Raw genomic sequence first — 20587 nt, forward strand, 5'->3', positions numbered from 1 at the left:
GAGCGACCGGGAAGGGGAAGAGCTATGGAGCAGCCATGATCCGGAGCGCTCGACACGAGGTGCGAGCGCAGATGATAGTTTTTCGCATTTGAGAGTAAAGCGCATTTACAATCTATACAATTTGTCTGTAACTAGATGTAAATGACGCTGCAAAGCGCTTGATCGAGGCTTCGACGATGTGGTTGCCGACACACCGGTTGCACCGACAATCGCTGCCGCGTCTATTTTGGAATGGGTTGAACGTCCTGAATAACGGCATTGCCACGCCTGATCAGCACAAAGTTGTCGCCCATCTGCACCCATTGGCTGTCGATGTCCGGTTGCTTGAGGCCGGCAGCCTTCCAGCCCGTGAAGGCCGATTCAGGGAGGGCATAGTTGGGCGGAACACGGTCGCCTTTGCCCAGCGAAACCATCTGCGCACCGGTGCCTGGCGCTGGCAGGACTTCGATGGCGAAAGTGGCGGTCGACGCAGCCGACAGCAGTGCGCCCGTGATGCACAGCGAAGCGAATAGAGTGCGGCTCATCGGCAGAGCTCCTGAATAAGTGGCGTTGAGCCATTGTCGCCCCATTCGCCACGCACGGCCAGTGCGCGGCGAGGGAGCACGGGTCAGTCTCGAGCCAGGGCCAGGGCAACGCCTTGGCCACCACCGATGCACAGGGTTGCCAGACCCTTGCTGGCGTCGCGGCGCAGCATCTCGTGCAGCAAGGTCACCAGGACCCGGCAACCCGAAGCACCGATCGGGTGACCCAGGGCTATGGCACCGCCATTGACGTTGACCTTGCTCGCGTCCCACCCCAGGACCTGGCCCACCGACAACGCCTGGGCGGCAAAGGCTTCGTTGGCCTCGATCAGGTCCAGTTGATCCAGGCTCCAGCCGGCCTTTTCCAGGCAGCGGCGCGTCGCCGACACCGGGGCGATGCCCATCACCGCCGGATCCACGCCGGCATTGGCGTAGGCGGCGATGCGCGCCAGTACCGGCAGGCCCAGCGCTTGCGCCTTGGCCGCACTCATCAGCAGGACCGCGGCGGCGCCGTCATTGAGCGACGACGCATTGCCAGCCGTCACGCTGCCATCAGGCTTGAAGGCGGGCTTGAGCTTGCCCAAGGTTTGCGCGGTGGTGCCGGCGCGGGGCTGCTCGTCGATCGTGAAGGGCAGGGGGTCGCCCTTGCGCTGCGGGACGTCGATGGGCGTGATCTCGGCGGTGAAGCGACCTGCCTCGATGGCCGCCACGGCCTTTTGCTGGGACTGCGCCGCGAAGGCATCCTGCGCTTCTCGGCTGATGCCGTACTGTTCGGCGAGGTTTTCCGCAGTGATGCCCATGTGGTAGTCGTTGAAGGCATCCCACAGGCCGTCCTTGATCATGCTGTCGACCAGGGGTGCGTTGCCCATGCGCAGCCCGGTGCGGGCCGCTGGCAATACGTAGGGCGCCAGGCTCATGTTTTCCATGCCACCGGCAATCACCACCTCGGCATCGCCGCAACGGATGGCCTGGGTCGCCAGGTGCACGGCCTTGAGCCCCGAACCGCAGACCTTGTTCAGGGTCATGGCCGGTACCGCGCTGGGCAGCCCGGCAAACAGGGCCGCCTGACGCGCCGGGTTCTGCCCGGCACCGGCCGTGAGCACCTGCCCCAGAATCACTTCGTCGACCTGCGCCGGGTCCAGGCCGGTCTGTGCAAGCAGCCGGCGGATCACCGCGGCGCCCAGCTCGACGGCGGGCACGCTTGCCAGTGAACCCTGAAAACTGCCTACGGCCGTGCGTGTGGCGGCTACGATAACGACGTCTTGCATGGAGGAGTCCTCGGTAGGTGGGCCGGTGGCCTTGTTCTTGTGGGGCGCGGACAGCGCAGGACGTACCGGAAATACAGCGACGGCACAGGGCGATTGTCGGCCCTGTGCACTGATTTGATAAGTTGCATTTTCAAACGGGTTGATAAGCAAAGCAGAACAATGGCGAAGACAGCCGCCGCGATCAACCGCCGGTCATGTTCATGAAACGCACCACCTGCACATCGTCGTCCAGGCGGAAGTTGTGGCTCCATGGCTTGAGCTGCATGGCCTTGATGATTGCCTGTTCGAGCACTTCCGGCTGGCCGGGATGCTCGCGCAGCACCTGCTTGAGGTCTGCCGAGTGCTCGTTCCCCAGGCACAGCAGCAGCCGGCCTTCGACAGTCAGGCGCACTCGGTTGCAGGTCGCGCAGAAATTGTGGCTGTGCGGGGAGATGAAGCCGATGCGAGTGCCCGGCGCCTGAGGAACGCGCCAGTAACGTGACGGGCCCTGGGTGGAATCCGTGGACGGGAGCAATTCGTAGCGTTCGGCGAGCCGTGCGCGGACCTGCTCGCTGGAGTAGAAGGCCTCGGCGCGGCTGTGCTCGCTGATCGCACCCAGGGGCATTTCCTCGATGAAGGAAATGTCCAGGCCGCGCTCGATGGCAAAGGCCACCAGATCGACGACTTCGTCATCGTTGCGGCCCTGCATAACCACGCAGTTGAGCTTGGTATGGCGGAAACCGGCAGCATTGGCCGCGTCGATGCCAGCGATCACCTTGTTCAGGTCGCCGGTACGGGTGAGTTCGCGGAAACGTGCCGGATCGAGGCTGTCCAGGCTGATGTTCAAGCGCTTGAGGCCGGCGTCGAACAACGGCTGGGCCAAGGTCGCCAGCTGCGAGCCGTTGGTGGTCATGCACAGTTCCTGAAGGCCGGGCAGGGCGGCGATGCGTCGGCACAGATCGACGATGCCCGAACGCACCAGGGGTTCGCCCCCGGTCAGGCGGATCTTGCGCGTGCCCAGGGCGACGAAGCTGGCTGCCACCTGTTCGAGCTCTTCGAGGCTGAGAATCTGTTTGCGCGGCAGAAACGTCATGTCTTCGGCCATGCAATACACGCAGCGGAAATCACAGCGGTCAGTAACCGACAGTCTCAGGTAATCGACTTTGCGGGCGAAGCCATCGTGCAGGGTGCGCTCAGGGGTGTGCATCAGGGGTACCAGTAAAGGGCATGACCATTTCGACTGCCAACGCCGTACAGGCGTTGCAAAAAAAATGCAGACCTTGAAGGTACGCGCCACACCGGGGTCAAGCCAATCGCTTTTTTCAATGCGCCCATCGACAAGGTCGATGAGCGCCCCCGGTGCGGATACCGATCAGGGCATCTGCGGCAGCTCGTTCGGGCGCAAGTCGAACACCAGCACCTCGGCATTGACCCCATTGGCCAACTGCAGCACGGTTTCCTGCCGCAGGCGCACGCCATCTCCTTCGTTCAGGCGCTGGCCGTTGAGTTCGACACTGCCGGTGGCCACGTGCACATAGGCGTAGCGGTTGGCCGCAAGTGTCAGCGTGGCCTGCTCCTCGCCATCGAACAACCCGGCATACACCCGCGCATCCTGGCGGACATGCAACGAGCCTTCGGCGCCATCGGGCGAGATGATCAGCTGCAGGCGACCGCGTTTCTGCTCGGCGGAAAAGTGCTCCTGCTGATAGCGCGGCTTGGCGCCTGCCACTTCGGGCACGATCCAGATCTGCAGGAAATGCACGGGATCGACGTCGCTATGGTTGAACTCGCTGTGGGCGACGCCGTGGCCGGCGCTCATCAGCTGCACATCGCCGGGGCGAATCACCGAGCCGGTGCCCAGGGTGTCCTTGTGCGCCAGGGCGCCTTCCAGCACGTAGGAGAAGATCTCCATGTCGCGGTGCGGGTGCTGACCGAAGCCCTTGCCAGCGCTGACGCGGTCGTCGTTGATCACCAGCAGGTCGGAGAAGCCCTGTTCCTGAGGGTTGCGATAATGCCCGAAGGAAAAGGTATGGAAGGATTGCAGCCAGCCGTGGTTGGCGATACCGCGATCCGAGGCTTTGCGAAGTGCGAGCATGACGTTCTCCCGAGTGAAGGTGCCCAGCGGTGGGAATGCTGTGCGATGGATCAAGAGTATGCGTTCTTCGCAAGAGGATAAATCCGTCGAAGCGGTCAGGACTGTCGCGCTGAAGTTGACAGTGAACCGTGGTGCACTTGCTGATGCCTGTGGGGCTGGGTTATAAGCTAATGCTGCATAGTTATAAATGGCTATAACAGAAGTTGATATCCTGCCGCCCGGCTACCGCTCCCGCGATGCTGAATCTGATGTGTAGGACGTAAGAATGGAAGTAGGTACCTGGGGTTTCACCATTGCCGGATTGGTCGTGGGCTTCATCGTCGGCATGACTGGCGTAGGCGGCGGCTCACTGATGACGCCGATTCTGCTCTGGTTTGGCATCAATCCAGCCACGGCGGTCGGCACCGATCTGTTGTACGCGGCCATCACCAAGGCCAGTGGCGTCTGGGTCCATGGACGCAACAAGAACATCGACTGGAAGATCACCGGCTGGCTGGCGCTGGGCAGCGTGCCGGCGGCAGCGTTCGTGCTCTGGTACCTGAAAAGCCTGAATGCCGAACCGCAGGCCATGGGCGTGGTGATCAAGCAAGCGCTGGCGGTCGTGCTGTTCCTGACGGCGTTGGCGATCCTGTTCAAGAAACGCCTGCAAGCCCTGGCCAGCCGCCATGCCGGGGATCGCTACAACCTCAGCCCGAACACCCTCAACGCGCTCACCGTGGTGACCGGCGTCGTGCTCGGAGTGATGGTCTCGCTGACCTCGATCGGCGCCGGTGCCTTGGGGACGGTGGCGTTGTTCATGCTGTATCCGTTCCTGGCGACCCGGCGCCTGGTGGGCACCGAAATCGCCCATGCCGTGCCATTGACTCTGGTCGCGGGCATGGGGCATGCCAGCATGGGTAACATGGACTGGTCATTGCTCGGGCATTTGCTGCTCGGCTCGCTGCCGGGGATCTACCTGGGCAGCCATCTGTCCGGGCGGGTTTCGGACGACATCCTGCGGCCCTGCCTGGCGGTAATGCTTCTGTTGATCGGTTACAAGCTTGCGTTCTGAGCCACTGACAGGAGGACAGACACCGTGAACGCCATCGACATCCGTCCGGCAGCGCCGGACCAGATACCCGCGGTTCTCGACTATGTCATGGCCGCCAGGGCCTCGATCTTCCCGCAGTTGGATGCCACCCAGGTCCCGGACGATCTGGCGCGCTTCGACGAGGTGTACCTGGGTTCGGATCAGGGCTGTTTTCTGCTGGCCTGGCAGGCGGGTCGCATCGTCGGCGCCATCGGCTACCTGCCCTATGACCAGCGCTTCAGCCAGCTGCAACTGCCGGCCAGCGATACAGTCGAGGTGGTCAGGCTGTTCGTCTCGCCGAGCTGCCGGGGTGCCGGGGTTGCCAGGGCGCTGTACGTAGCGCTGCTGGCGCAGGCGCGTCAGGCTGGTGTGGCCACGTTGTATCTGCACACCCATCCGTTCCTGCCCGGAGCGATCGCGTTCTGGCAGAAACAGGGCTTCGAAGTGATCGACGTCGAGTCCGATCCCGTCTGGCAGACGACGCACATGCGCCTCGATCTCGGCGAAGCGTCGAACAGGTCCACGCCTGCTTCAAGCTGAACCAACGGCCATGGGCGCCGGTCGGTGATAGACACACCGACAGCCAAGGAGCTCCCATGAAGCCCTATGTAATCTGCCACATGATGTCCTCCGTCGACGGTCATGCCCTGACCGACGGCTGGGCCCGGCCGTTCAAGAACGCCGCCGGCGAGCTGTACGAACGCTTGGCCAAACAGTTCGACTTCGACGCCTGGGCCTGTGGGCGCGTGACGATGCAGGAAATCGCTCACGACGAGGGTTACCCGTCCGGCCTGGCCAAGGGGCCGATCGAGCGGACGCACCATTTTGCCGATCGCTCGGCAAGTGCCTACGCCATTTCCATCGACCCCCAGGGCAAGGTCGGCTGGAAGTCAAACACGGCGTTGGATTCACACATCGTCGAAGTGCTCACCGAAGCGGTCAGTGACGATTATCTGGCCTATCTGCAATCGATCCAGGTGTCTTACATCTTCGCCGGCAAGGACTCCCTCGACCTGCATCAGGTGGTGGACATTCTCGGCCGGGAATTGGGCATCAAGCGCCTGGTCGTCGAAGGTGGTCCCCACGTCAGTGGCTCGTTCGTCAACGCCGGGCTGGTCGACGAGATCAGTGTCCTGCTGTTGCCGTTGGTGGATGGCCGGGGCGCGCATCCGGCGTCGTTCGAGATCGATGCCAAGCAATGGCAGCAGCCGACCTACCTGACACTCGACAGTGCCGAGGTGCAAGAGGGCGGCGCGGTGTGGCTGCGTTACCGGCAGCAGGAGCAGCCCACCGCCTGAGTTCCTGATCCAGGCCTAAGCGAGGGTCTGCGCGGGCACCCTGACCCAGCCCTCCATCAGGACCCGCGCGCTGCGGCTCATGATCGCCTTGGTGACTTGCCACTGGCCATCCAGCTGGGCGGCTTCGGCGCCCACGCGCAGGGTGCCGGAGGGATGGCCGAAGCACACCGTACTGCGCACGCCACCGCCGGCTGCGTGGTTGACCACGGTCCCGGGAATCGCGGCAGCCGTCCCGATGGCGACCGCGGCGGTGCCCATCATGGCGTGGTGCAGCTTGCCCATCGACATGGCCCGCACCGTCAGGTCGATATCGGCCGCAGCCACCGGTTTGCCGCTGGAAGCCACGTAATCGGCTGGGGGCGCGACGAAGGCGACCTTGGGCGTGTGCTGGCGGGTTTGCGCCTCTTCCAGACGCTGGATCAAGCCCATGCGCAATGCCCCGTGGGCGCGGATCGTCTCGAAGCGCGCGAGCGCCTGAGGGTCGCCGTTGATCGCGTCCTGCAACTCGCAGCCGCTGTACCCCAATGCGGCGGCATCGATGAAGATGGTCGGGATGCCGGCATTGATCATCGTCGCCTCGAACCGGCCCACGCCGGGTACGTCCAGCTCGTCAATCAGCTGCCCGGTGGGAAACATGGCCCCGGCCGCACCGTCGGCCTCGGCCGCCGGATCGAGAAACTCCAGTTGCACTTCGGCGGCCGGGAAGGTCACGCCGTCCAGTTCGAAATCTCCGGTCTCCTGAACCTCGCCGCCGCTCATGGGCACATGGGCAATGATGGTCTTGCCGATGTTGGCCTGCCATACGCGCACCGTGGCGATGCCGTCGTGCGGCACGCGAGTGGGATCGATGAGGCCCTGAGCGATGGCGAACGGGCCGACCGCTGCCGACAGGTTGCCGCAGTTGCCGCTCCAGTCGACGAAGGCGCTGTCGATGGACACCTGACCGAACAGGTAGTCGATGTCGTGCCCCGGCTGGCTGCTGGGGCTGACGATCACCGTCTTGCTGGTGCTCGACGTGGCGCCGCCCATGCCGTCGATCTGCTTGCCGTAGGGGTCGGGGCTGCCGATCACCCGCAACAGCAGGGCGTCGCGCGCCGGACCGGGCAGACGCGCCGCTTCGGGCAGGTCGGCGAGCCTGAAGAACACGCCTTTGCTGGTGCCACCGCGCAGGTAGGTGGCGGGAATGCGAAGCTGAGTCATAGGGCAGTCCTCAATGGGCGTCGGCGGCAGCGTGAGTGGGTGCGGTCGCCTGCAGGAAATCCTGGGCAAAGCGTTGCAGCACGCCGCCGGCTTCGTAGATCGAGACCTCTTCGGCGGTGTCCAGGCGGCAGGTGACCGGCACCTGCACGCGTTCGCCGTTGCGCCGTTCGATGATCAGGGTCAGCCGCGCCTGGGGCGTCAGCCGGCCAACCACGTCGAACACCTCGGTGCCATCGATGCCCAGGGTCTTGCGGTCCGTGCCCGCGTCGAACTGCAACGGCAGCACGCCCATGCCCACCAGGTTGGTACGGTGGATACGCTCGAAGCCCTCGGCGGCGATCGCTTCCACCCCGGCCAGACGAACACCCTTGGCCGCCCAGTCCCGTGAGGAACCCTGGCCATAGTCGGCCCCGGCGATGATGATCAGCGGCTGCTTGCGCTGCATGTAGGTCTCGATGGCTTCCCACATGCGCATGACCTGGCCTTCGGGTTCCAGGCGCGCGAGCGAGCCCTGGCGGACTTTGCCGTTCTCCACCACCATTTCGTTGAACAGCTTGGGGTTGGCGAACGTCGCCCGTTGCGCGGTCAGGTGATCGCCGCGGTGGGTGGCATAGGAGTTGAAGTCTTCTTCGGGCAGGCCCATTTTCGCCAGGTATTCACCGGCAGCACTGTCGAGCATGATCGCGTTGGAAGGCGACAGGTGATCGGTGGTGATGTTGTCCGGCAGCACTGCCAGCGGGCGCATGCCCTTGAGCGTGCGCTCGCCGGCCAGGGCGCCTTCCCAGTACGGCGGACGACGGATGTAGGTGCTCGCCGGGCGCCAGTCATACAGCGGCGCGACTTTCGGTCCGTGGTCCTCGTGCACGGCGAACATGGGGATGTACACCTGGCGGAACTGTTCGGGTTTCACCGACGATTTGACCACTGCGTTGACTTCCTCGTCGCTGGGCCAGATGTCCTTGAGGCGGATCGGCTGGCCCTGCGGGTCGAGGCCGAGCACGTCTTTTTCGATGTCGAAACGAATGGTGCCGGCAATCGCATACGCCACCACCAGCGGCGGCGAGGCCAGGAAGGCCTGACGGGCATAGGGGTGGATGCGTCCGTCGAAATTGCGATTGCCCGAGAGCACGGCAGTGGCGTACAGGTCGCGCTCGATGATCTCTTGCTGGATCACCGGGTCGAGCGCGCCGGACATGCCGTTGCAGGTGGTGCACGCGAAGGCGACGATGCCGAAGCCCAGGGTTTCCAGTTCCTCGGTCAGCCCAGCTTCGTCCAGGTACAGGGCCACGGTTTTCGAGCCCGGTGCCAGGGACGACTTGACCCAGGGCTTGCGCGTCAGGCCCAGGCGGTTGGCATTGCGCGCCAGCAACCCGGCAGCGATGACGTTGCGGGGATTGCTGGTGTTGGTGCAACTGGTGATGGCGGCGATGATCACCGCACCGTCCGGCATCTGCCCGGGCACTTCGCTCCAGGGGCCGGCGATGCCCTGGGCCGTCAAGTCGCTGGTCGCAATGCGCGCGTGCGGGTTGCTCGGCCCGGCCATGTTGCGTACGACGCCGGACAGATCGAAGCTCAGGTCGCGCTCATAGACAGCGTCGTCCAGGCTGTCGGCCCACAGGCCGGTCAGGCGCGCATAGTCTTCGACCAGTTGCACCTGCTGCTCTTCGCGGCCGGTGAGGCGCAGGTAGTCGATGGTCTGCTGGTCGATCGCGAACATCGCCGCTGTGGCGCCGTATTCCGGGGCCATGTTGGAGAGCGTGGCGCGGTCGCCCAAGGTCAGGGCGCGTGCGCCTTCACCGAAGAACTCCAGGTACGCACCCACCACTTTCTGCTGGCGCAGGTACTGGGTCAGGGACAGCACCATGTCGGTGGCGGTGATGCCCGGCTGCAATTGGCCAGTCAGCTTGACCCCGACAATTTCGGGCAGGCGCATCCACGACGCGCGACCGAGCATGACGCTTTCGGCTTCGAGCCCGCCCACGCCGATGGCCACCACGCCCAGCGCGTCGACATGGGGGGTATGGCTATCGGTGCCGACACAGGTGTCGGGAAAGGCAACGCCTTCGCGGACCTGGATCACCGGCGACATTTTCTCCAGGTTGATCTGGTGCATGATGCCGTTGCCCGGCGGAATGACGTCGACGTTCTTGAACGCCTTGCGCGTCCAGTCGATGAAGTGGAAGCGGTCTTCGTTGCGACGGTCTTCGATGGCGCGGTTTTTCTCGAACGCCCGCGGATCGAAGCCGGCGCTTTCCACGGCCAGCGAATGGTCGACGATGAGCTGCGTCGGGACCACCGGATTGACCAGCGCCGGGTCACCGCCCTGTGAGGCGATGGCGTCACGCAGGCCGGCCAGGTCGACCAGGGCGGTCTGGCCGAGGATGTCGTGGCACACCACTCGCGCCGGGTACCAGGGGAAGTCCAGGTCACGCTTGCGTTCGATCAACTGGCGCAGGGAGGCGTCCAGGGTGGCGGGGTCGCAACGGCGCACCAGGTTTTCCGCCAGTACGCGGGAGGTGTAGGGCAGGGTGGCGTAGGCGCCGGGCTGGAGGGCTTCGACGGCTTCTCGGGCGTCGTAATAGTCCAGCGGCGAGTTGGGTAATGACTTGCGGTGTTGTGTGTTCATCAGGTCGGCTCACGGTGCAAGGCATGGCAGAAGTTCGGCGGGGCGGCCTTCGCGGGCAGAGCCCGCTCCCACATGGACCCGTACGTGTTGAGCACTATGGGAATGTGGGAGCGGGGCGGGCGGCGAGCCATCTGCCCGCGAAGAGGCCCGCCAGGTCAGCGGCGATCCAGGGGTACGAACGCACGCTGTTCCACGCCCACGTATTCGGCGCTGGGGCGAATGATTCGATTGTTGGCCCGCTGTTCGAACACATGGGCTGCCCAGCCGGTCACCCGAGAGCAGACGAAGATCGGCGTAAACAGCTCGGTCGCGATGCCCATGAAGTGGTACGCCGAGGCGTGGTAGAAGTCGGCGTTGGGAAACAGCTTCTTCTGCTCCCACATGGTCTTGTCGATGGCTTCGGAGACGGGGTAGAGGACCTTGTCACCGGCTTCGTCGGACAGCTTCTTCGCCCAGCCCTTGATCACTTCGTTGCGCGGGTCGTTGTCTTTGTACACGGCATGGCCGAAGCCCATGATCTTGTCCTTGCGCTCGAGCATGGCCAAGGTGCCGCGCACCGCTTCTTCGGGCGACGCGAACTTCTGGATCATGGCCATGGCCGCTTCGTTGGCACCGCCGTGCAGGGGGCCGCGCAACGAGCCGATGGCTGCGGTCACGCACGAATACATGTCCGACAGGGTCGAGGCGCAGACGCGGGCGGTGAAGGTCGAAGCGTTGAATTCGTGCTCGGCGTAGAGGATCAACGAGACGTCCATGACCTTGCTGTGCAGTTCACTGGGTGACTTGCCATGCAGCAGGTACAGGAAGTGCCCGGCGAAGGTGTCTTCATCGCTGGTGCAACTGATGCGCACACCGTGGTGGCTGTAGCGATACCAGTAGCACATGATCGCCGGAAAGGCCGCCAGCAGGCGGTCGGTGACGTGTTCCTGCTGACCGAAGTTGCGCTCCGGTTCCAGCGTGCCGAGGAAGGAGCAACCGGTGCGCATCACGTCCATCGGATGGGTGCTGGACGGAATGCGTTCGAGCACTTCCTTGAGCGGCTGCGGCAAGTCGCGCAGGCTGCGCAGCTTACCCTGGTAGGCCGCCAGCTCGTCGTGGGTGGGCAGCTCGCCGTGCAGCAGCAGGTAGGCGACTTCTTCGAACAGCGCGTGCTCGGCCAGTTCGCGCACGTCATAGCCGCGATAGGTCAGCCCGGCGCCGGGCATGCCGACGGTCGACAACGCGGTTTGTCCGGCCACCTGGCCACGCAGGCCAGCGCCACTGAGTACTTTTGCTTCGGCCATTGTTTTCTCCGATCTTGGATTTGTTATTGGAATGCAGCGATCATTTTTTCTGCGCGAACAGCGCATCGAGTTTGCGCTCGAAGTCGTGGTAGTCGATGGCGTCGTACAGCTCCATGCGCGTCTGCATGGTGTCGATGACGTTCTGCTGGGTGCCATCGCGGCGAATCGCGGTATAGACGTTCTCGGCGGCCTTGTTCATGGCGCGGAACGCCGACAGCGGGTAGAGCACCAGGCCGACGCCGACGCCACCGAGCTGCTCGGTGGTGAACAGCGGCGTGGCGCCGAACTCGGTGATGTTGGCCAGAATCGGTGCTTTCACCCGGCTGGCGAACAGCTGGTACATCTGCAGTTCGGTGATGGCTTCGGGGAAGATCATGTCCGCACCCGCTTCGATGCAGGCTGCCGCGCGGTCCAGAGCTGACTCCAGACCTTCCACCGCCAAAGCATCGGTGCGCGCCATGATCACGAAGCTGTCGTCGGTGCGCGCATCCACCGCCGCCTTGATGCGGTCGACCATTTCCTGCTGGGAAACGATTTCCTTGTTCGGCCGATGACCGCAGCGCTTGGCGCCCACCTGATCTTCGATGTGCATGGCCGCGGCGCCGAACTTGATCATCGACTTGACGGTGCGGGCGACATTGAAGGCCGACGAGCCGAAACCGGTGTCGACGTCGACCAGCAATGGCAGATCGCACACATCGGTGATGCGGCGCACGTCGGTCAGCACGTCGTCAAGGCCGGTGATGCCCAGATCGGGAAGGCCCAGGGAGCCGGCCGCGACGCCGCCACCGGACAGGTAGATGGCCTTGAAACCGCCGCGCTGGGCGAGCAGGGCGTGGTTGGCGTTGATGGCGCCGACCACCTGCAAGGGCGACTCTTCGGCGAGGGCCTGACGGAAGCGTTGGCCGGGGCGGGTGGGCTGACTCATGATTGGGCTCCTGGGGTGTTGTTCTGGTTGGGTTCCAGGTAATGGCGTTCGACATTGCGCTTGGACGCGGCGATGTGCCGACGCATGAGCAACTCGGCCAGTTCGCCGTCGCGCTCGGCGATGGCGTCGAGGATACGGTGATGCTCGGCGAAAGCCTGGTGCGGACGGTTGGGCGTGGCAGAGAACTGGATGCGGTACATGCGCACCAGTTGGTACAGGTCATCGCAGAGCATCTGCACCAGCGTGCTGTTGCCGCTGCCCTGAATGATGCGGTAGTGGAAGTCGAAATCGCCTTCCTGCTGGTAGTAGCCGACGCCGGCCTGGAACGCGGCATCGCGTTCATGGGTGGCGAGCACCTCGCGCAACTCGTCGATCTGTGCCTGGCTCATGCGCTCGGCAGCCAGTCGACAGGCCATGCCTTCGAGGGATTCGCGGATTTCGTAGAGCTCTATCAGCTCGGCGTGATTGAGCGACACCACCCGGGCACCGACGTGGGGAATGCGCACCAGCAGGCGCTGGCCTTCCAGACGGTGGATGGCTTCACGCAGCGGTCCGCGGCTGATGCCATAGGTGCGTGCCAGTTCGGGTTCGGAGATCTTGCTGCCTGGGGCTATTTCGCCATTGATGATGGCCGCCTGGATGCGGCGGAACACGTTCTCCGACAGCGTCTCGGTTTCCATTGGAACGGCACTGGGCGGGGTCGTGAATTCCGGATCGGGAACGGGCAAGGGCGAAACAGAGGTAACGGACATATTGTCGACACCTGGGCAGGTAGTGACGAAAAAATAGTCCTGTTACAGCTTGCAGTCAAGGGCACTCGAAGGTAAGTGTCGACAATGTCCAAAAAAGATCGGGGGCCGAAGCCCCCGTTTCCGCTTTACTGCTCGTCGGCTGTGGGGTAATCCACATAGCCTTCCGGACCCTGGCTGTACCAGGTTTCCATGACGTCCTTGTTCAGCGGCAGCCCCTTGGCGAACCGATGGGGCAGGTCCGGGTTGGCCAGGAACGGCCGACCGAAGGCGATCGCATCGGCTTCACCGGCGTCCAGCGCAGCCTGCGCTTTTTCGTGGGTGTAGTCGGAATTGAGCACCAGGGTCCGGCTGAAGGCCTTGCGGATCACCGGGTGCACCGGCGGGCGATCGGCTTTGCCGAAGGTGCCGTCGAACGGCGGTTCGCGCAATTCCAGATAGGCAATGCCGATCTTGTCCAGCGCAGCGGCAGCGGCGGAGAACAGGGTTTCCGGATCGCTGTCGTTGACGCCCTGCGAATCGCCGTTGGGCGACAGGCGCACGCCGGTGCGTTCGGCACCGATGGTGTCGACAACCCGCTGGGTGACCTCGGTCAACAGGCGAATACGGTTTTCCACCGAACCACCATAGGCGTCGTCGCGGAAGTTGCTGTTGTCGCGCAGGAACTGGTCGATCAGGTAGCCGTTGGCGGCATGGATCTGCACACCATCGAAGCCGGCGCGCATGGCGTTCTTCGCGGCGTGCTCGTAGTCGTCCAGCAACCGCGGGATCTCATGGATGCCCAACGGCCGGGCTTCCACGTAGGGTTGCTTGCCGTCATAGGTATGGGTGTGGCCTGGCGCAGTCGTCGCCGAAGACGAAACCGGCTGTGCACCGCCGAGGAAGCTGGGGTGGACGATGCGGCCCATGTGCCACAGCTGCAGGTCGATGCGCCCGCCGGCTTCGTGCACGGCGGCGGTGATCTTCTTCCAGCCTTCGACCTGCTCGTCGCTCCAGATGCCTGGTGCGTAGGGCCAGCCCAGGCCTTCCTGGGTGATGCCGGTCGCTTCGGTGATGATCAACCCGGCGCTGGCGCGCTGGGTGTAGTACTCGATCATCAGGTCGGTGGGTACGTGGTTGCGAGTGGCGCGGCCGCGTGTCAGCGGGGCCATGAGGATCCGGTTGGGCAACTGCTGCTCGCCAACCTGGATCGAATCGAATAGAGAAGGCATCTAGGCTCCCTGATCTGTGAGTGGAAGGGCGGCTCAGGCTGCGCCGAGGGCCTTGATGATGGCGTCGTTGAACGCAGGGATGTCATCCGGGGTACGCGAAGTGATCAGGGTCCAGCCATTGGCGCCGCACTGTTTGACTTCCTGATCGACCCAGGCAGCGGCCTTGGCGTTGGTCAGGTCGAGGATGACGCTGGGGTAGGAGGTCAGGGTCTTGCCGGGAATCACGCCGGCGTTGATCAGCAGCCATGGGCCGTGGCAGATGGCGGCGACGACTTTGCCTGCATCGGCGAAGGCCTTGACCAGTTGCTGCGCATCGGTGTCCTGACGCAGGGTGTCGGCGTTGACGGTGCCGCCTGGGATGACCAGAGCGTCGAAGTCGCTGGCGCTCAGGCCCTGGATCTTGCTGTCGGACTCGACGGTGCGATCTTTCTCGGTGTCCTGCTGGAAGGTCTGCACGGTGCCGCCTTCGCTGGAAGCGTGGGTCACGGTGGCGCCGGCTGCACGCAGCGCTTCGACGGGCTTGAGCAGTTCGTCACGCTCGATGCCGGTGTTGGCGGTGATGAACAGGACTTTCTTGCCTTGCAGTTGGGTAGCCATGTGGATCTTCCTCGGGTCAGTTAAGGCCTGGCGTACCAGGCGATCAAAAAATCTGAGCGCGGAGGAAAATGGAAAGTTCAGGTGGATCGTTCACCGGTGGTGCACGCGGTCAGGCCCATGCACTGGCCCGACCGCGTGTTTATTGGCTCAATAGCCTTCGGCAAGGCCGGTGTTGCGGCGCGGGTCGTTGGCACCGTAGAAGCGGTTGTTGGCGACGGGCTTGCCACCCAGTGAAGGCGCGCCGACCAGGATCGCTGCCAGGTGGTTGGCGTCCTGTGGCTCGCCGAACTTGTGCCCCCAGCTCTCGAGGATCTTGCGCGTGTCCGGGCTGATGGCGAAGTGTTCCAGGTTGGTCACGTCGGGCATCCACTGTTGGTGGAAGCGGGGCGCATTGACCGCCTGCTGGATGTCCATGCCGTAGTCGATGACGTTGAGCATGGTCAGCAAGGTCGCGGTGATGATTCGACTGCCGCCGGGCGTGCCGACCACCATCACCGGCTTGCCGTCCTTGGTGACGATGGTCGGGCTCATGGACGACAGCGGCGTCTTGTAGGGCGCGATCGCGTTGGCTTCGCCCTGCACCAGGCCGTACATGTTGGCGACGCCGACCTTGGAGGTAAAGTCGTCCATCTCGTCGTTGAGCAGGATGCCGGTACCGCTGGCCATGACCCGTGCGCCGAACCAGCCATTGAGGGTGTAGGTGACCGAAACCGCATTGCCCCACTGATCGACGATGGAGTAGTGGGTGGTATTGCTCCCCTCATGGGGCGCCACGCCCGGTTTGATCTCGGCCGAGACACCCGCCTTGTTCGGCAAGATGCTGTTGCGGATCTTCGTCGCGTAGTTGGCGTCGAGCAGGTGAGCGATGGGGTTCTTGACGAAGTCCGGGTCGCCCAGGTAGCTGTTACGGTCCACATAGGCGTGGCGCATGGCCTCGATCTGGTAGTGCATGCCCTGCGCCGAGCCATAGCCCAGTTCGGCCATGGGGTAGCCCTGCAGAATGTTCATGATCTGGCAGATGACCACGCCGCCGGAGCTGGGCGGTGGTGCGGAGATCACGTGGTAGCCGCGGTAGTCGCACTCGATGGGGTCCAGCTCGCGGGTCTTGTACTTGTCGAGGTCGGCCTGGGTGATGATGCCCTTGCCGGCCTGGCTCGAATCCACGATGGCCTTGGCCACCCAGCCTTGATAGAAACCGGCGTTGCCCTTGTCGGCAATCTCCCGCAGGGTGCGTGCCAGATCCTTCTGCACCAGCTTGTCACCGGCCTTGAACGGCTGACCCTGGTTGAGGAAGATCTTCGCCGAGTCCTGGCTGTCCTTGCGGAAATCCTCGGTGGCGGTTTCCAGCAGGTCGACGTCGCCCTGACCGAGGGTGAAGCCCTCGTCGGCCAGCTTGATGGCTGGCGCGAGCAGGTCGGCACGCTTGAAGGTGCCGTATTTCTGCAGGGCCAGCTCCATGCCCGAGACGGTGCCTGGAATGCCCACCGACAGGTGGCCGTCGGTGCTCAGGCCTTCGATGACGTTGCCGGCCTTGTCCAGGTACATGTCCGGGGTGGCGGCCAGTGGGGCCTTCTCGCGGAAGTCCAGAAAGGTCTTGCGGCCATCGGCCATCTGCAGGGTCATGAAGCCACCGCCGCCGATGTTGCCGGCGGCCGGGTAGACCACGGCCAGGGCGTAGGCCACGGCGACGGCAGCGTCGACGGCATTGCCGCCGTCCGTGAGCACGTCCACGCCAACGTGGGTGGCCAGTTGCTGGGCGGTGACGACCATGCCGTTCTGGGCGGCGACGGGGGCGGGGGAAGCGGCGAACAAACAGGTGGGGGCCAGCGCGAACGCAACGGCGATCAGCGACTTTGGCAAGGGTTCGAGTTTCAAGCGTCGGCTCTCTTTTTTGTGAATGGGGAGCTGCGGGTGGTGAGCAACGAGGCGATTCATTTCGCCAGTCGCAAGGATAGCCGGGTTTCTCAATCCTGCTGGCGACAGGCGGTCAATGCGGTCAATTGTTGGCCCGAGCCGTCGAAGTTCTCCGTCGCCAGCCAGCGTTCGAATGCCGCGCGCCGCGCTGGCCATTCGCTGTCGATGATGGAGAACCACGCGGTGTCGCGGTTGCGGCCCTTGTACACCAGTGCCTGCCGAAAGATGCCTTCGAAGCTGAAGCCCAAGCGCTCGGCGGCCTTGCGCGAGGGCGCGTTCAAGGCATCGCATTTCCATTCGTAGCGCCGGTAGCCCAACTCATCGAACACCAGGCGCATCAGCAATTACTGCGCTTCGGTCGACACGGGGGTGCGTTTCATCAACGGCGAGAAAGTCACATGGCCCACTTCGATGACGCCATTGGCCGGGTCCATGCGCATCAAGGCCAGCGTGCCCACGGCCCGTTGGCTGCGCAGATCGATCACCGCCCAGTGTTGCGGATCCTGGCTGGCTGCCGCGGTTTGCAGGTGAGTGCGATAGCTGTCGAGGTCGGCGAACGGTCCGACGGGCAGGTAGGTCCAGTCGCTGCCGTCGCTCTGCTGGCAATAGCCCTGGAACAGATCCTCGGCGTGGGCCGCGACGTTCAAGGGGTCGAGGCGGCAATAGCGGCCTTCGATCACCGCATGGGCCGGGCGAGGGCGCGCGGTCCAGTCGGGCAGCGCGTGGCCGATGGGCTGCTGATGTGCGTTATGGTGCAGAGGCTGGTTGGGCATGGCGACTCCTGATCAGATCAGCGGGGGAGAAGGTGTGTCGACGCAATCAGCGCGGGTCCGGAACGATACCGAAGCCGCTCTTGGCTTCGCTGACGATACGCAGGTGCTGGCGCTCGCCTGGGTTGGCCTGCAGGCGCAGTTCGCGGTTCAGACGGCCCTTGCTGCAGAGCATGCCACCTTGCTTGTCGGTGGTGATGCCGACGATGTGTTCGCCAGGCGGCAGGTGAAAGGTGGCCACCTCGCCGACGGCCATCAACGCCGCCGGTTCGCGGTCGATCAGCAGCGCGACGTAGCAGCCGCCGCCCATGATGCCGATGTCGCGGTCCACCACCAGTTCGCTCGACGGCGTCAAGGGCTGTTGCCAGGCTGACAAACGATCTGCCGGGACAGCCTTGAGGTGCTCCGAATCGGCGCGAAACGAGGTACAACCCGACAAGCCCACTGCAATCAGCATTACCCAGAACACGCGCATCGACGGACCCCTGAAATGGCATTGTGATTGCACTCTAGCTCAAGCGAGGGCCGCCACGGAACGCCAGGCTGCCCGACCCGGTTCAGAAAAGTTTTGAAACAGGTTTCCGTCAGGGGCTGCGATGGGCAAGAATGATCCGGCTGACCCGTGCAGTCGCCACCCCGTGGGGGATCGGCTGCCCCGAGCGGACTGACCTGAACCTGTGGAGGTACCGTGGCACCTAGAGACCTGATGTTGGCCTTGATCGTGATCGTCGTCTGGGGCTTGAATTTCGTGGTGATCCGTTACGGCCTCGACGGCCTGCCTCCCATGCTGCTGGGCGGCCTGCGCTTCACCCTGGTGGCGATTCCCGCGGTGTTCTTCATTCGCCGTCCGAACCTGCCGCTGCGCTGGCTGATCGCCTACGGCGCGACCATTTCCCTGGGGCAGTTCGCCTTTCTGTTCGAGGCCATGGCCAACGGCATGCCTGCGGGCCTGGCGTCGCTGGTGTTGCAATCCCAGGCGTTCTTCACGCTGTTCTTCGCTGCCCTGTTCATCGGCGAACGCCTGCGTGCGGCCAGTGTGGTGGGGCTATTGGTGGCGGCAGGCGGGCTGGCGATGATCGGCCTGGAAAGCGATCAGGCCACACCACTGGTGGCCGTACTGCTGACCCTGTGCGCAGCCTCGATGTGGGCCATGGGCAACATTATTACCCGCCGTTTCGGCAATATCGACCTGGTCGCGCTGGTGATCTGGGGCGCGCTGATTCCGCCGCTGCCGTTCTTTGCGCTGTCGCTGTGGCTGGAAGGGCCGGCGTTGATCGAACGGTCGCTGCTGGGCATCGGCTGGAAGTCCATCGGCAGCCTGGTGTACCTGGCCGCGATCGCCACGGTGCTGGGTTATGGCCTGTGGAGCAAGCTGCTGTCGCGTTATCCGGCGGGCAAGGTGGCACCGTTTTCGTTGCTGGTACCGGTGGTGGGCTTGAGCTCCTCGGCCTGGATTCTCGGCGAGCGGCTGAGCGCCCTGCAGTGGTGGGGTGGTGCGCTGGTGATGGTGGGGCTGGTGATCAACGTGTTCGGCGGCAGCCTGATCGCTCGCCTGGCCCCGGCTCGCACGGGGGCGAAATCTCTGTAATGATGAGCCATCGATACGTCAAGGAGATGGAGCATGATGATCCGGTCGCTGACCCTCGCCTCACTGTTCGCCTTCGCCGCGCCGCTGCTGGCCGCCGACGGTGATAGCCCCCTGGCCCAGGACCGCGGACGGGCCCGGCCGTTGGTGGTGATCGCCCCGAGCTCGGTGGATCCCAACCTGCTGAAACTGCGCAAGGCGCTGGAAGAGCCCGCCAACCGCGACGGCTTCAAGCAGCGCGGAATGGTGCTCTACACCGTGATCAATACCATCGGCCAGCGTGACGGCAAGGACCTCGACCCGCAGGCGACCATGTCCCTGATCCGCGATTTGAAGCTGGGCGCCGGTTCCAGTCAGAAGTTCGTGCTGCTGGGCAAGGATGGCGAGAAAAAGCTCGAACAGGCGGGCTACGTGGAGCCTGCGCAGCTGTTCAGTACCATCGATCAATTGCCCGCAGCCGAGAAGGAGGCCAATGCGCCAGCCCCGGTCGCAGCCGCCGCGCAGGAGCCTACGAACAAGCCCGCCAAGGCCGCGAAACCGAGCAAGGCGCCGCAACCGCTGGACGATTGACGGCGCCTCGGTCGGCGGCACGCGGCTGCTTCAGACCATGTTGAGCCGCTGCTTGCGTTGCGGTGCGGGGTAGGCTAGATCCAGCGCGGCGAAGTCTTCGGCATCGAGTTTGATGTGCAGGGCGGCGGCGTTCAGGCGCACATGTTCGGCCGTGGAGGCTTTGGGGATGGCGATCACCCCTTCACGGCGAATGACCCAGGCCAGGCAGGCTTGCGCCGGCGTGACGCCGTGGCGCTGCGCAACCTGGCGCAATGCCGGTTGGTCGAGCAAGCGGCCGCCCTGGGCAATCGGACAGTAGGCCATCACCGGCATTGCCCGCTCGGCACACCAGGGCAGCAGGTTGAACTCGATGCCGCGCTCTTCCAGGTTGTACAGCACCTGGTTGGTCGCACAGCGTTCATCGTTCAGCTCGATCATGTCATCGACATCGAAATTCGACACGCCCCAGGCGCCGATCTTGCCCTGCTCACGCAGACGCTCGAAGGCGTCCACCGTTTCGCTCAGCGGGTACTGACCACGCCAGTGCAGCAGGTACAGGTCGATGTGCTCCACCTGCATGCGCTGCAGGCTGCGCTCGCACGCTTGCGCCACGCCCTTGAGGCTGGCGTTGTGCGGGTAGACCTTGCTGACCAGCGTGACCTGGTCCCGGCGACCCTGGATGGCCTGGCCGACGATTTTTTCAGAGCCGCCTTCGCCGTACATTTCGGCGGTGTCGAGCAAGGTCAGCCCCAGGTCGATGCCTTCCTGCAACGCGGCGATTTCCTGCCGGGCACGGGCCGGGTCTTCGCCCATGCGCCAGGTGCCCTGGCCAATGCGTGGAACCGGCCTGCCGGCAAGATCGATGCTGTTCATCGCAATGCTCCTCGATGGAAAAGGAATTGAGCGCCCCTGTAGCAGCGGCGCAAGCCGCGTCCGGCCTCGACG

The 20587-nt window shown here is 64.1% G+C and carries 19 protein-coding genes and 1 pseudogene; 5 read left to right on the forward strand and 15 right to left on the reverse strand.

Going from position 1 to position 20587, the window contains the following annotated elements; all coding sequences use genetic code 11:
* Window positions 1-221 precede the first annotated feature (221 nt).
* The 4 genes from QMX89_RS07395 to QMX89_RS07410 form a co-directional block, all read right to left on the reverse strand.
* The gene (locus QMX89_RS07395; protein WP_282347634.1) at window positions 222-524 is read right to left on the reverse strand and encodes an RcnB family protein; all 303 of its coding nucleotides are present in this window, start codon (window positions 522-524) and stop codon (window positions 222-224) included.
* A gap of 83 nt (window positions 525-607) precedes the next feature.
* Window positions 608-1789 (reverse strand): acetyl-CoA C-acetyltransferase, encoded by a 1182-nt coding sequence (locus tag QMX89_RS07400; RefSeq protein WP_282347635.1) that lies wholly within the window; start codon window positions 1787-1789, stop codon window positions 608-610.
* A 181-nt stretch (window positions 1790-1970) separates the two neighbouring features.
* A complete protein-coding gene (moaA, locus tag QMX89_RS07405; protein WP_090357891.1) occupies window positions 1971-2975 on the reverse strand; it encodes a GTP 3',8-cyclase MoaA in 1005 nt (334 codons plus the stop codon).
* A gap of 165 nt (window positions 2976-3140) precedes the next feature.
* On the reverse strand, window positions 3141-3863 hold the full coding sequence (locus QMX89_RS07410; protein ID WP_049860120.1) for a pirin family protein: 723 nt from the start codon (window positions 3861-3863) through the stop codon (window positions 3141-3143).
* A gap of 265 nt (window positions 3864-4128) precedes the next feature.
* Between QMX89_RS07410 and QMX89_RS07415 the strand changes: the two genes are divergently transcribed.
* The 3 genes from QMX89_RS07415 to QMX89_RS07425 are packed head-to-tail and all read left to right on the forward strand — an operon-like array spanning window position 4129 to window position 6230.
* On the forward strand, window positions 4129-4914 hold the full coding sequence (locus tag QMX89_RS07415; RefSeq protein ID WP_090357895.1) for a sulfite exporter TauE/SafE family protein: 786 nt from the start codon (window positions 4129-4131) through the stop codon (window positions 4912-4914).
* Between the two features lie 33 nt (window positions 4915-4947).
* Window positions 4948-5472 (forward strand): GNAT family N-acetyltransferase, encoded by a 525-nt coding sequence (locus tag QMX89_RS07420; RefSeq protein ID WP_282347705.1) that lies wholly within the window; start codon window positions 4948-4950, stop codon window positions 5470-5472.
* 56 nt (window positions 5473-5528) lie between these two features.
* Complete coding sequence (locus QMX89_RS07425; protein ID WP_282347637.1) at window positions 5529-6230, forward strand: dihydrofolate reductase family protein; 702 nt, start codon at window positions 5529-5531, stop codon at window positions 6228-6230.
* Window positions 6231-6245: 15 nt separating this feature from the next.
* On the opposite strand, the gene prpF is transcribed toward QMX89_RS07425, so the two are convergent.
* The 10 genes and pseudogenes from prpF to QMX89_RS07475 form a co-directional block, all read right to left on the reverse strand.
* Complete coding sequence (gene prpF, locus QMX89_RS07430) at window positions 6246-7430, reverse strand: 2-methylaconitate cis-trans isomerase PrpF (RefSeq protein ID WP_282347638.1); 1185 nt, start codon at window positions 7428-7430, stop codon at window positions 6246-6248.
* A 10-nt stretch (window positions 7431-7440) separates the two neighbouring features.
* On the reverse strand, window positions 7441-10056 hold the full coding sequence (gene acnD, locus QMX89_RS07435; RefSeq protein ID WP_282347639.1) for a Fe/S-dependent 2-methylisocitrate dehydratase AcnD: 2616 nt from the start codon (window positions 10054-10056) through the stop codon (window positions 7441-7443).
* A gap of 155 nt (window positions 10057-10211) precedes the next feature.
* The gene (gene prpC / locus QMX89_RS07440; protein WP_282347640.1) at window positions 10212-11339 is read right to left on the reverse strand and encodes a 2-methylcitrate synthase; all 1128 of its coding nucleotides are present in this window, start codon (window positions 11337-11339) and stop codon (window positions 10212-10214) included.
* A 40-nt stretch (window positions 11340-11379) separates the two neighbouring features.
* Window positions 11380-12267: a methylisocitrate lyase gene (gene prpB / locus QMX89_RS07445; protein ID WP_282347641.1), complete on the reverse strand. Its 888-nt coding sequence runs from the start codon at window positions 12265-12267 to the stop codon at window positions 11380-11382.
* Window positions 12264-12947: a GntR family transcriptional regulator gene (locus QMX89_RS07450; RefSeq protein WP_056842515.1), complete on the reverse strand. Its 684-nt coding sequence runs from the start codon at window positions 12945-12947 to the stop codon at window positions 12264-12266. Before QMX89_RS07450 ends, prpB begins: the two co-directional genes overlap by 4 nt.
* Before the next feature lie 197 nt (window positions 12948-13144).
* On the reverse strand, window positions 13145-14227 hold the full coding sequence (locus tag QMX89_RS07455; protein WP_049860129.1) for an alkene reductase: 1083 nt from the start codon (window positions 14225-14227) through the stop codon (window positions 13145-13147).
* A gap of 33 nt (window positions 14228-14260) precedes the next feature.
* Window positions 14261-14824, reverse strand: a complete 564-nt coding sequence (locus QMX89_RS07460) for a type 1 glutamine amidotransferase domain-containing protein (RefSeq protein ID WP_282347642.1) — start codon at window positions 14822-14824, stop codon at window positions 14261-14263.
* Window positions 14825-14971: 147 nt separating this feature from the next.
* Window positions 14972-16699 (reverse strand): gamma-glutamyltransferase, encoded by a 1728-nt coding sequence (gene ggt / locus QMX89_RS07465; protein WP_282347643.1) that lies wholly within the window; start codon window positions 16697-16699, stop codon window positions 14972-14974.
* 89 nt (window positions 16700-16788) lie between these two features.
* Window positions 16789-17469 (reverse strand): annotated as a pseudogene (locus tag QMX89_RS07470) (GNAT family protein).
* Window positions 17470-17557: 88 nt separating this feature from the next.
* Entirely contained in the window at window positions 17558-17983 is a 426-nt protein-coding gene (locus QMX89_RS07475; protein WP_090357910.1) for a 3-isopropylmalate dehydratase, read from the reverse strand.
* 213 nt (window positions 17984-18196) lie between these two features.
* Between QMX89_RS07475 and QMX89_RS07480 the strand changes: the two genes are divergently transcribed.
* Together QMX89_RS07480 and QMX89_RS07485 are read left to right on the forward strand one after the other, a co-directional pair.
* A complete protein-coding gene (locus QMX89_RS07480; protein ID WP_090357912.1) occupies window positions 18197-19096 on the forward strand; it encodes an EamA family transporter in 900 nt (299 codons plus the stop codon).
* A 33-nt stretch (window positions 19097-19129) separates the two neighbouring features.
* Window positions 19130-19663 carry a DUF4174 domain-containing protein gene (locus tag QMX89_RS07485; RefSeq protein ID WP_049860134.1) on the forward strand — a complete coding sequence of 178 codons (534 nt, stop codon included), beginning with the start codon at window positions 19130-19132 and terminating at the stop codon, window positions 19661-19663.
* Between the two features lie 30 nt (window positions 19664-19693).
* On the opposite strand, the gene QMX89_RS07490 is transcribed toward QMX89_RS07485, so the two are convergent.
* On the reverse strand, window positions 19694-20515 hold the full coding sequence (locus QMX89_RS07490; protein WP_282347646.1) for an aldo/keto reductase: 822 nt from the start codon (window positions 20513-20515) through the stop codon (window positions 19694-19696).
* Between the last annotated feature and the right edge of the window lie 72 nt (window positions 20516-20587).

The sequence above is a fragment of the Pseudomonas sp. PS01301 genome (genome assembly GCF_029960215.1).
Taxonomy (GTDB): Bacteria; Pseudomonadota; Gammaproteobacteria; order Pseudomonadales; family Pseudomonadaceae; genus Aquipseudomonas; species Aquipseudomonas coleopterorum.

Excerpts from the sequence above, each read along its gene's own strand:
- QMX89_RS07455 (WP_049860129.1), bottom strand. The coding sequence starts at position 14,227 with ATGCCTTCTCTATTCGATTCGATCCAGGTTGGCGAGCAGCAGTTGCCC.
- QMX89_RS07410 (WP_049860120.1), bottom strand. The coding sequence starts at position 3,863 with ATGCTCGCACTTCGCAAAGCCTCGGATCGCGGTATCGCCAACCACGGC.
- QMX89_RS07460 (WP_282347642.1), bottom strand. The coding sequence starts at position 14,824 with ATGGCTACCCAACTGCAAGGCAAGAAAGTCCTGTTCATCACCGCCAAC.
- QMX89_RS07415 (WP_090357895.1), top strand. The coding sequence starts at position 4,129 with ATGGAAGTAGGTACCTGGGGTTTCACCATTGCCGGATTGGTCGTGGGC.
- QMX89_RS07490 (WP_282347646.1), bottom strand. The coding sequence starts at position 20,515 with ATGAACAGCATCGATCTTGCCGGCAGGCCGGTTCCACGCATTGGCCAG.
- QMX89_RS07450 (WP_056842515.1), bottom strand. The coding sequence starts at position 12,947 with ATGGAAACCGAGACGCTGTCGGAGAACGTGTTCCGCCGCATCCAGGCG.
- QMX89_RS07475 (WP_090357910.1), bottom strand. The coding sequence starts at position 17,983 with ATGCGCGTGTTCTGGGTAATGCTGATTGCAGTGGGCTTGTCGGGTTGT.
- QMX89_RS07485 (WP_049860134.1), top strand. The coding sequence starts at position 19,130 with ATGATGATCCGGTCGCTGACCCTCGCCTCACTGTTCGCCTTCGCCGCG.
- acnD (WP_282347639.1), bottom strand. The coding sequence starts at position 10,056 with ATGAACACACAACACCGCAAGTCATTACCCAACTCGCCGCTGGACTAT.
- prpC (WP_282347640.1), bottom strand. The coding sequence starts at position 11,339 with ATGGCCGAAGCAAAAGTACTCAGTGGCGCTGGCCTGCGTGGCCAGGTG.
- QMX89_RS07395 (WP_282347634.1), bottom strand. The coding sequence starts at position 524 with ATGAGCCGCACTCTATTCGCTTCGCTGTGCATCACGGGCGCACTGCTG.
- prpB (WP_282347641.1), bottom strand. The coding sequence starts at position 12,267 with ATGAGTCAGCCCACCCGCCCCGGCCAACGCTTCCGTCAGGCCCTCGCC.
- QMX89_RS07400 (WP_282347635.1), bottom strand. The coding sequence starts at position 1,789 with ATGCAAGACGTCGTTATCGTAGCCGCCACACGCACGGCCGTAGGCAGT.
- prpF (WP_282347638.1), bottom strand. The coding sequence starts at position 7,430 with ATGACTCAGCTTCGCATTCCCGCCACCTACCTGCGCGGTGGCACCAGC.
- QMX89_RS07425 (WP_282347637.1), top strand. The coding sequence starts at position 5,529 with ATGAAGCCCTATGTAATCTGCCACATGATGTCCTCCGTCGACGGTCAT.
- moaA (WP_090357891.1), bottom strand. The coding sequence starts at position 2,975 with ATGCACACCCCTGAGCGCACCCTGCACGATGGCTTCGCCCGCAAAGTC.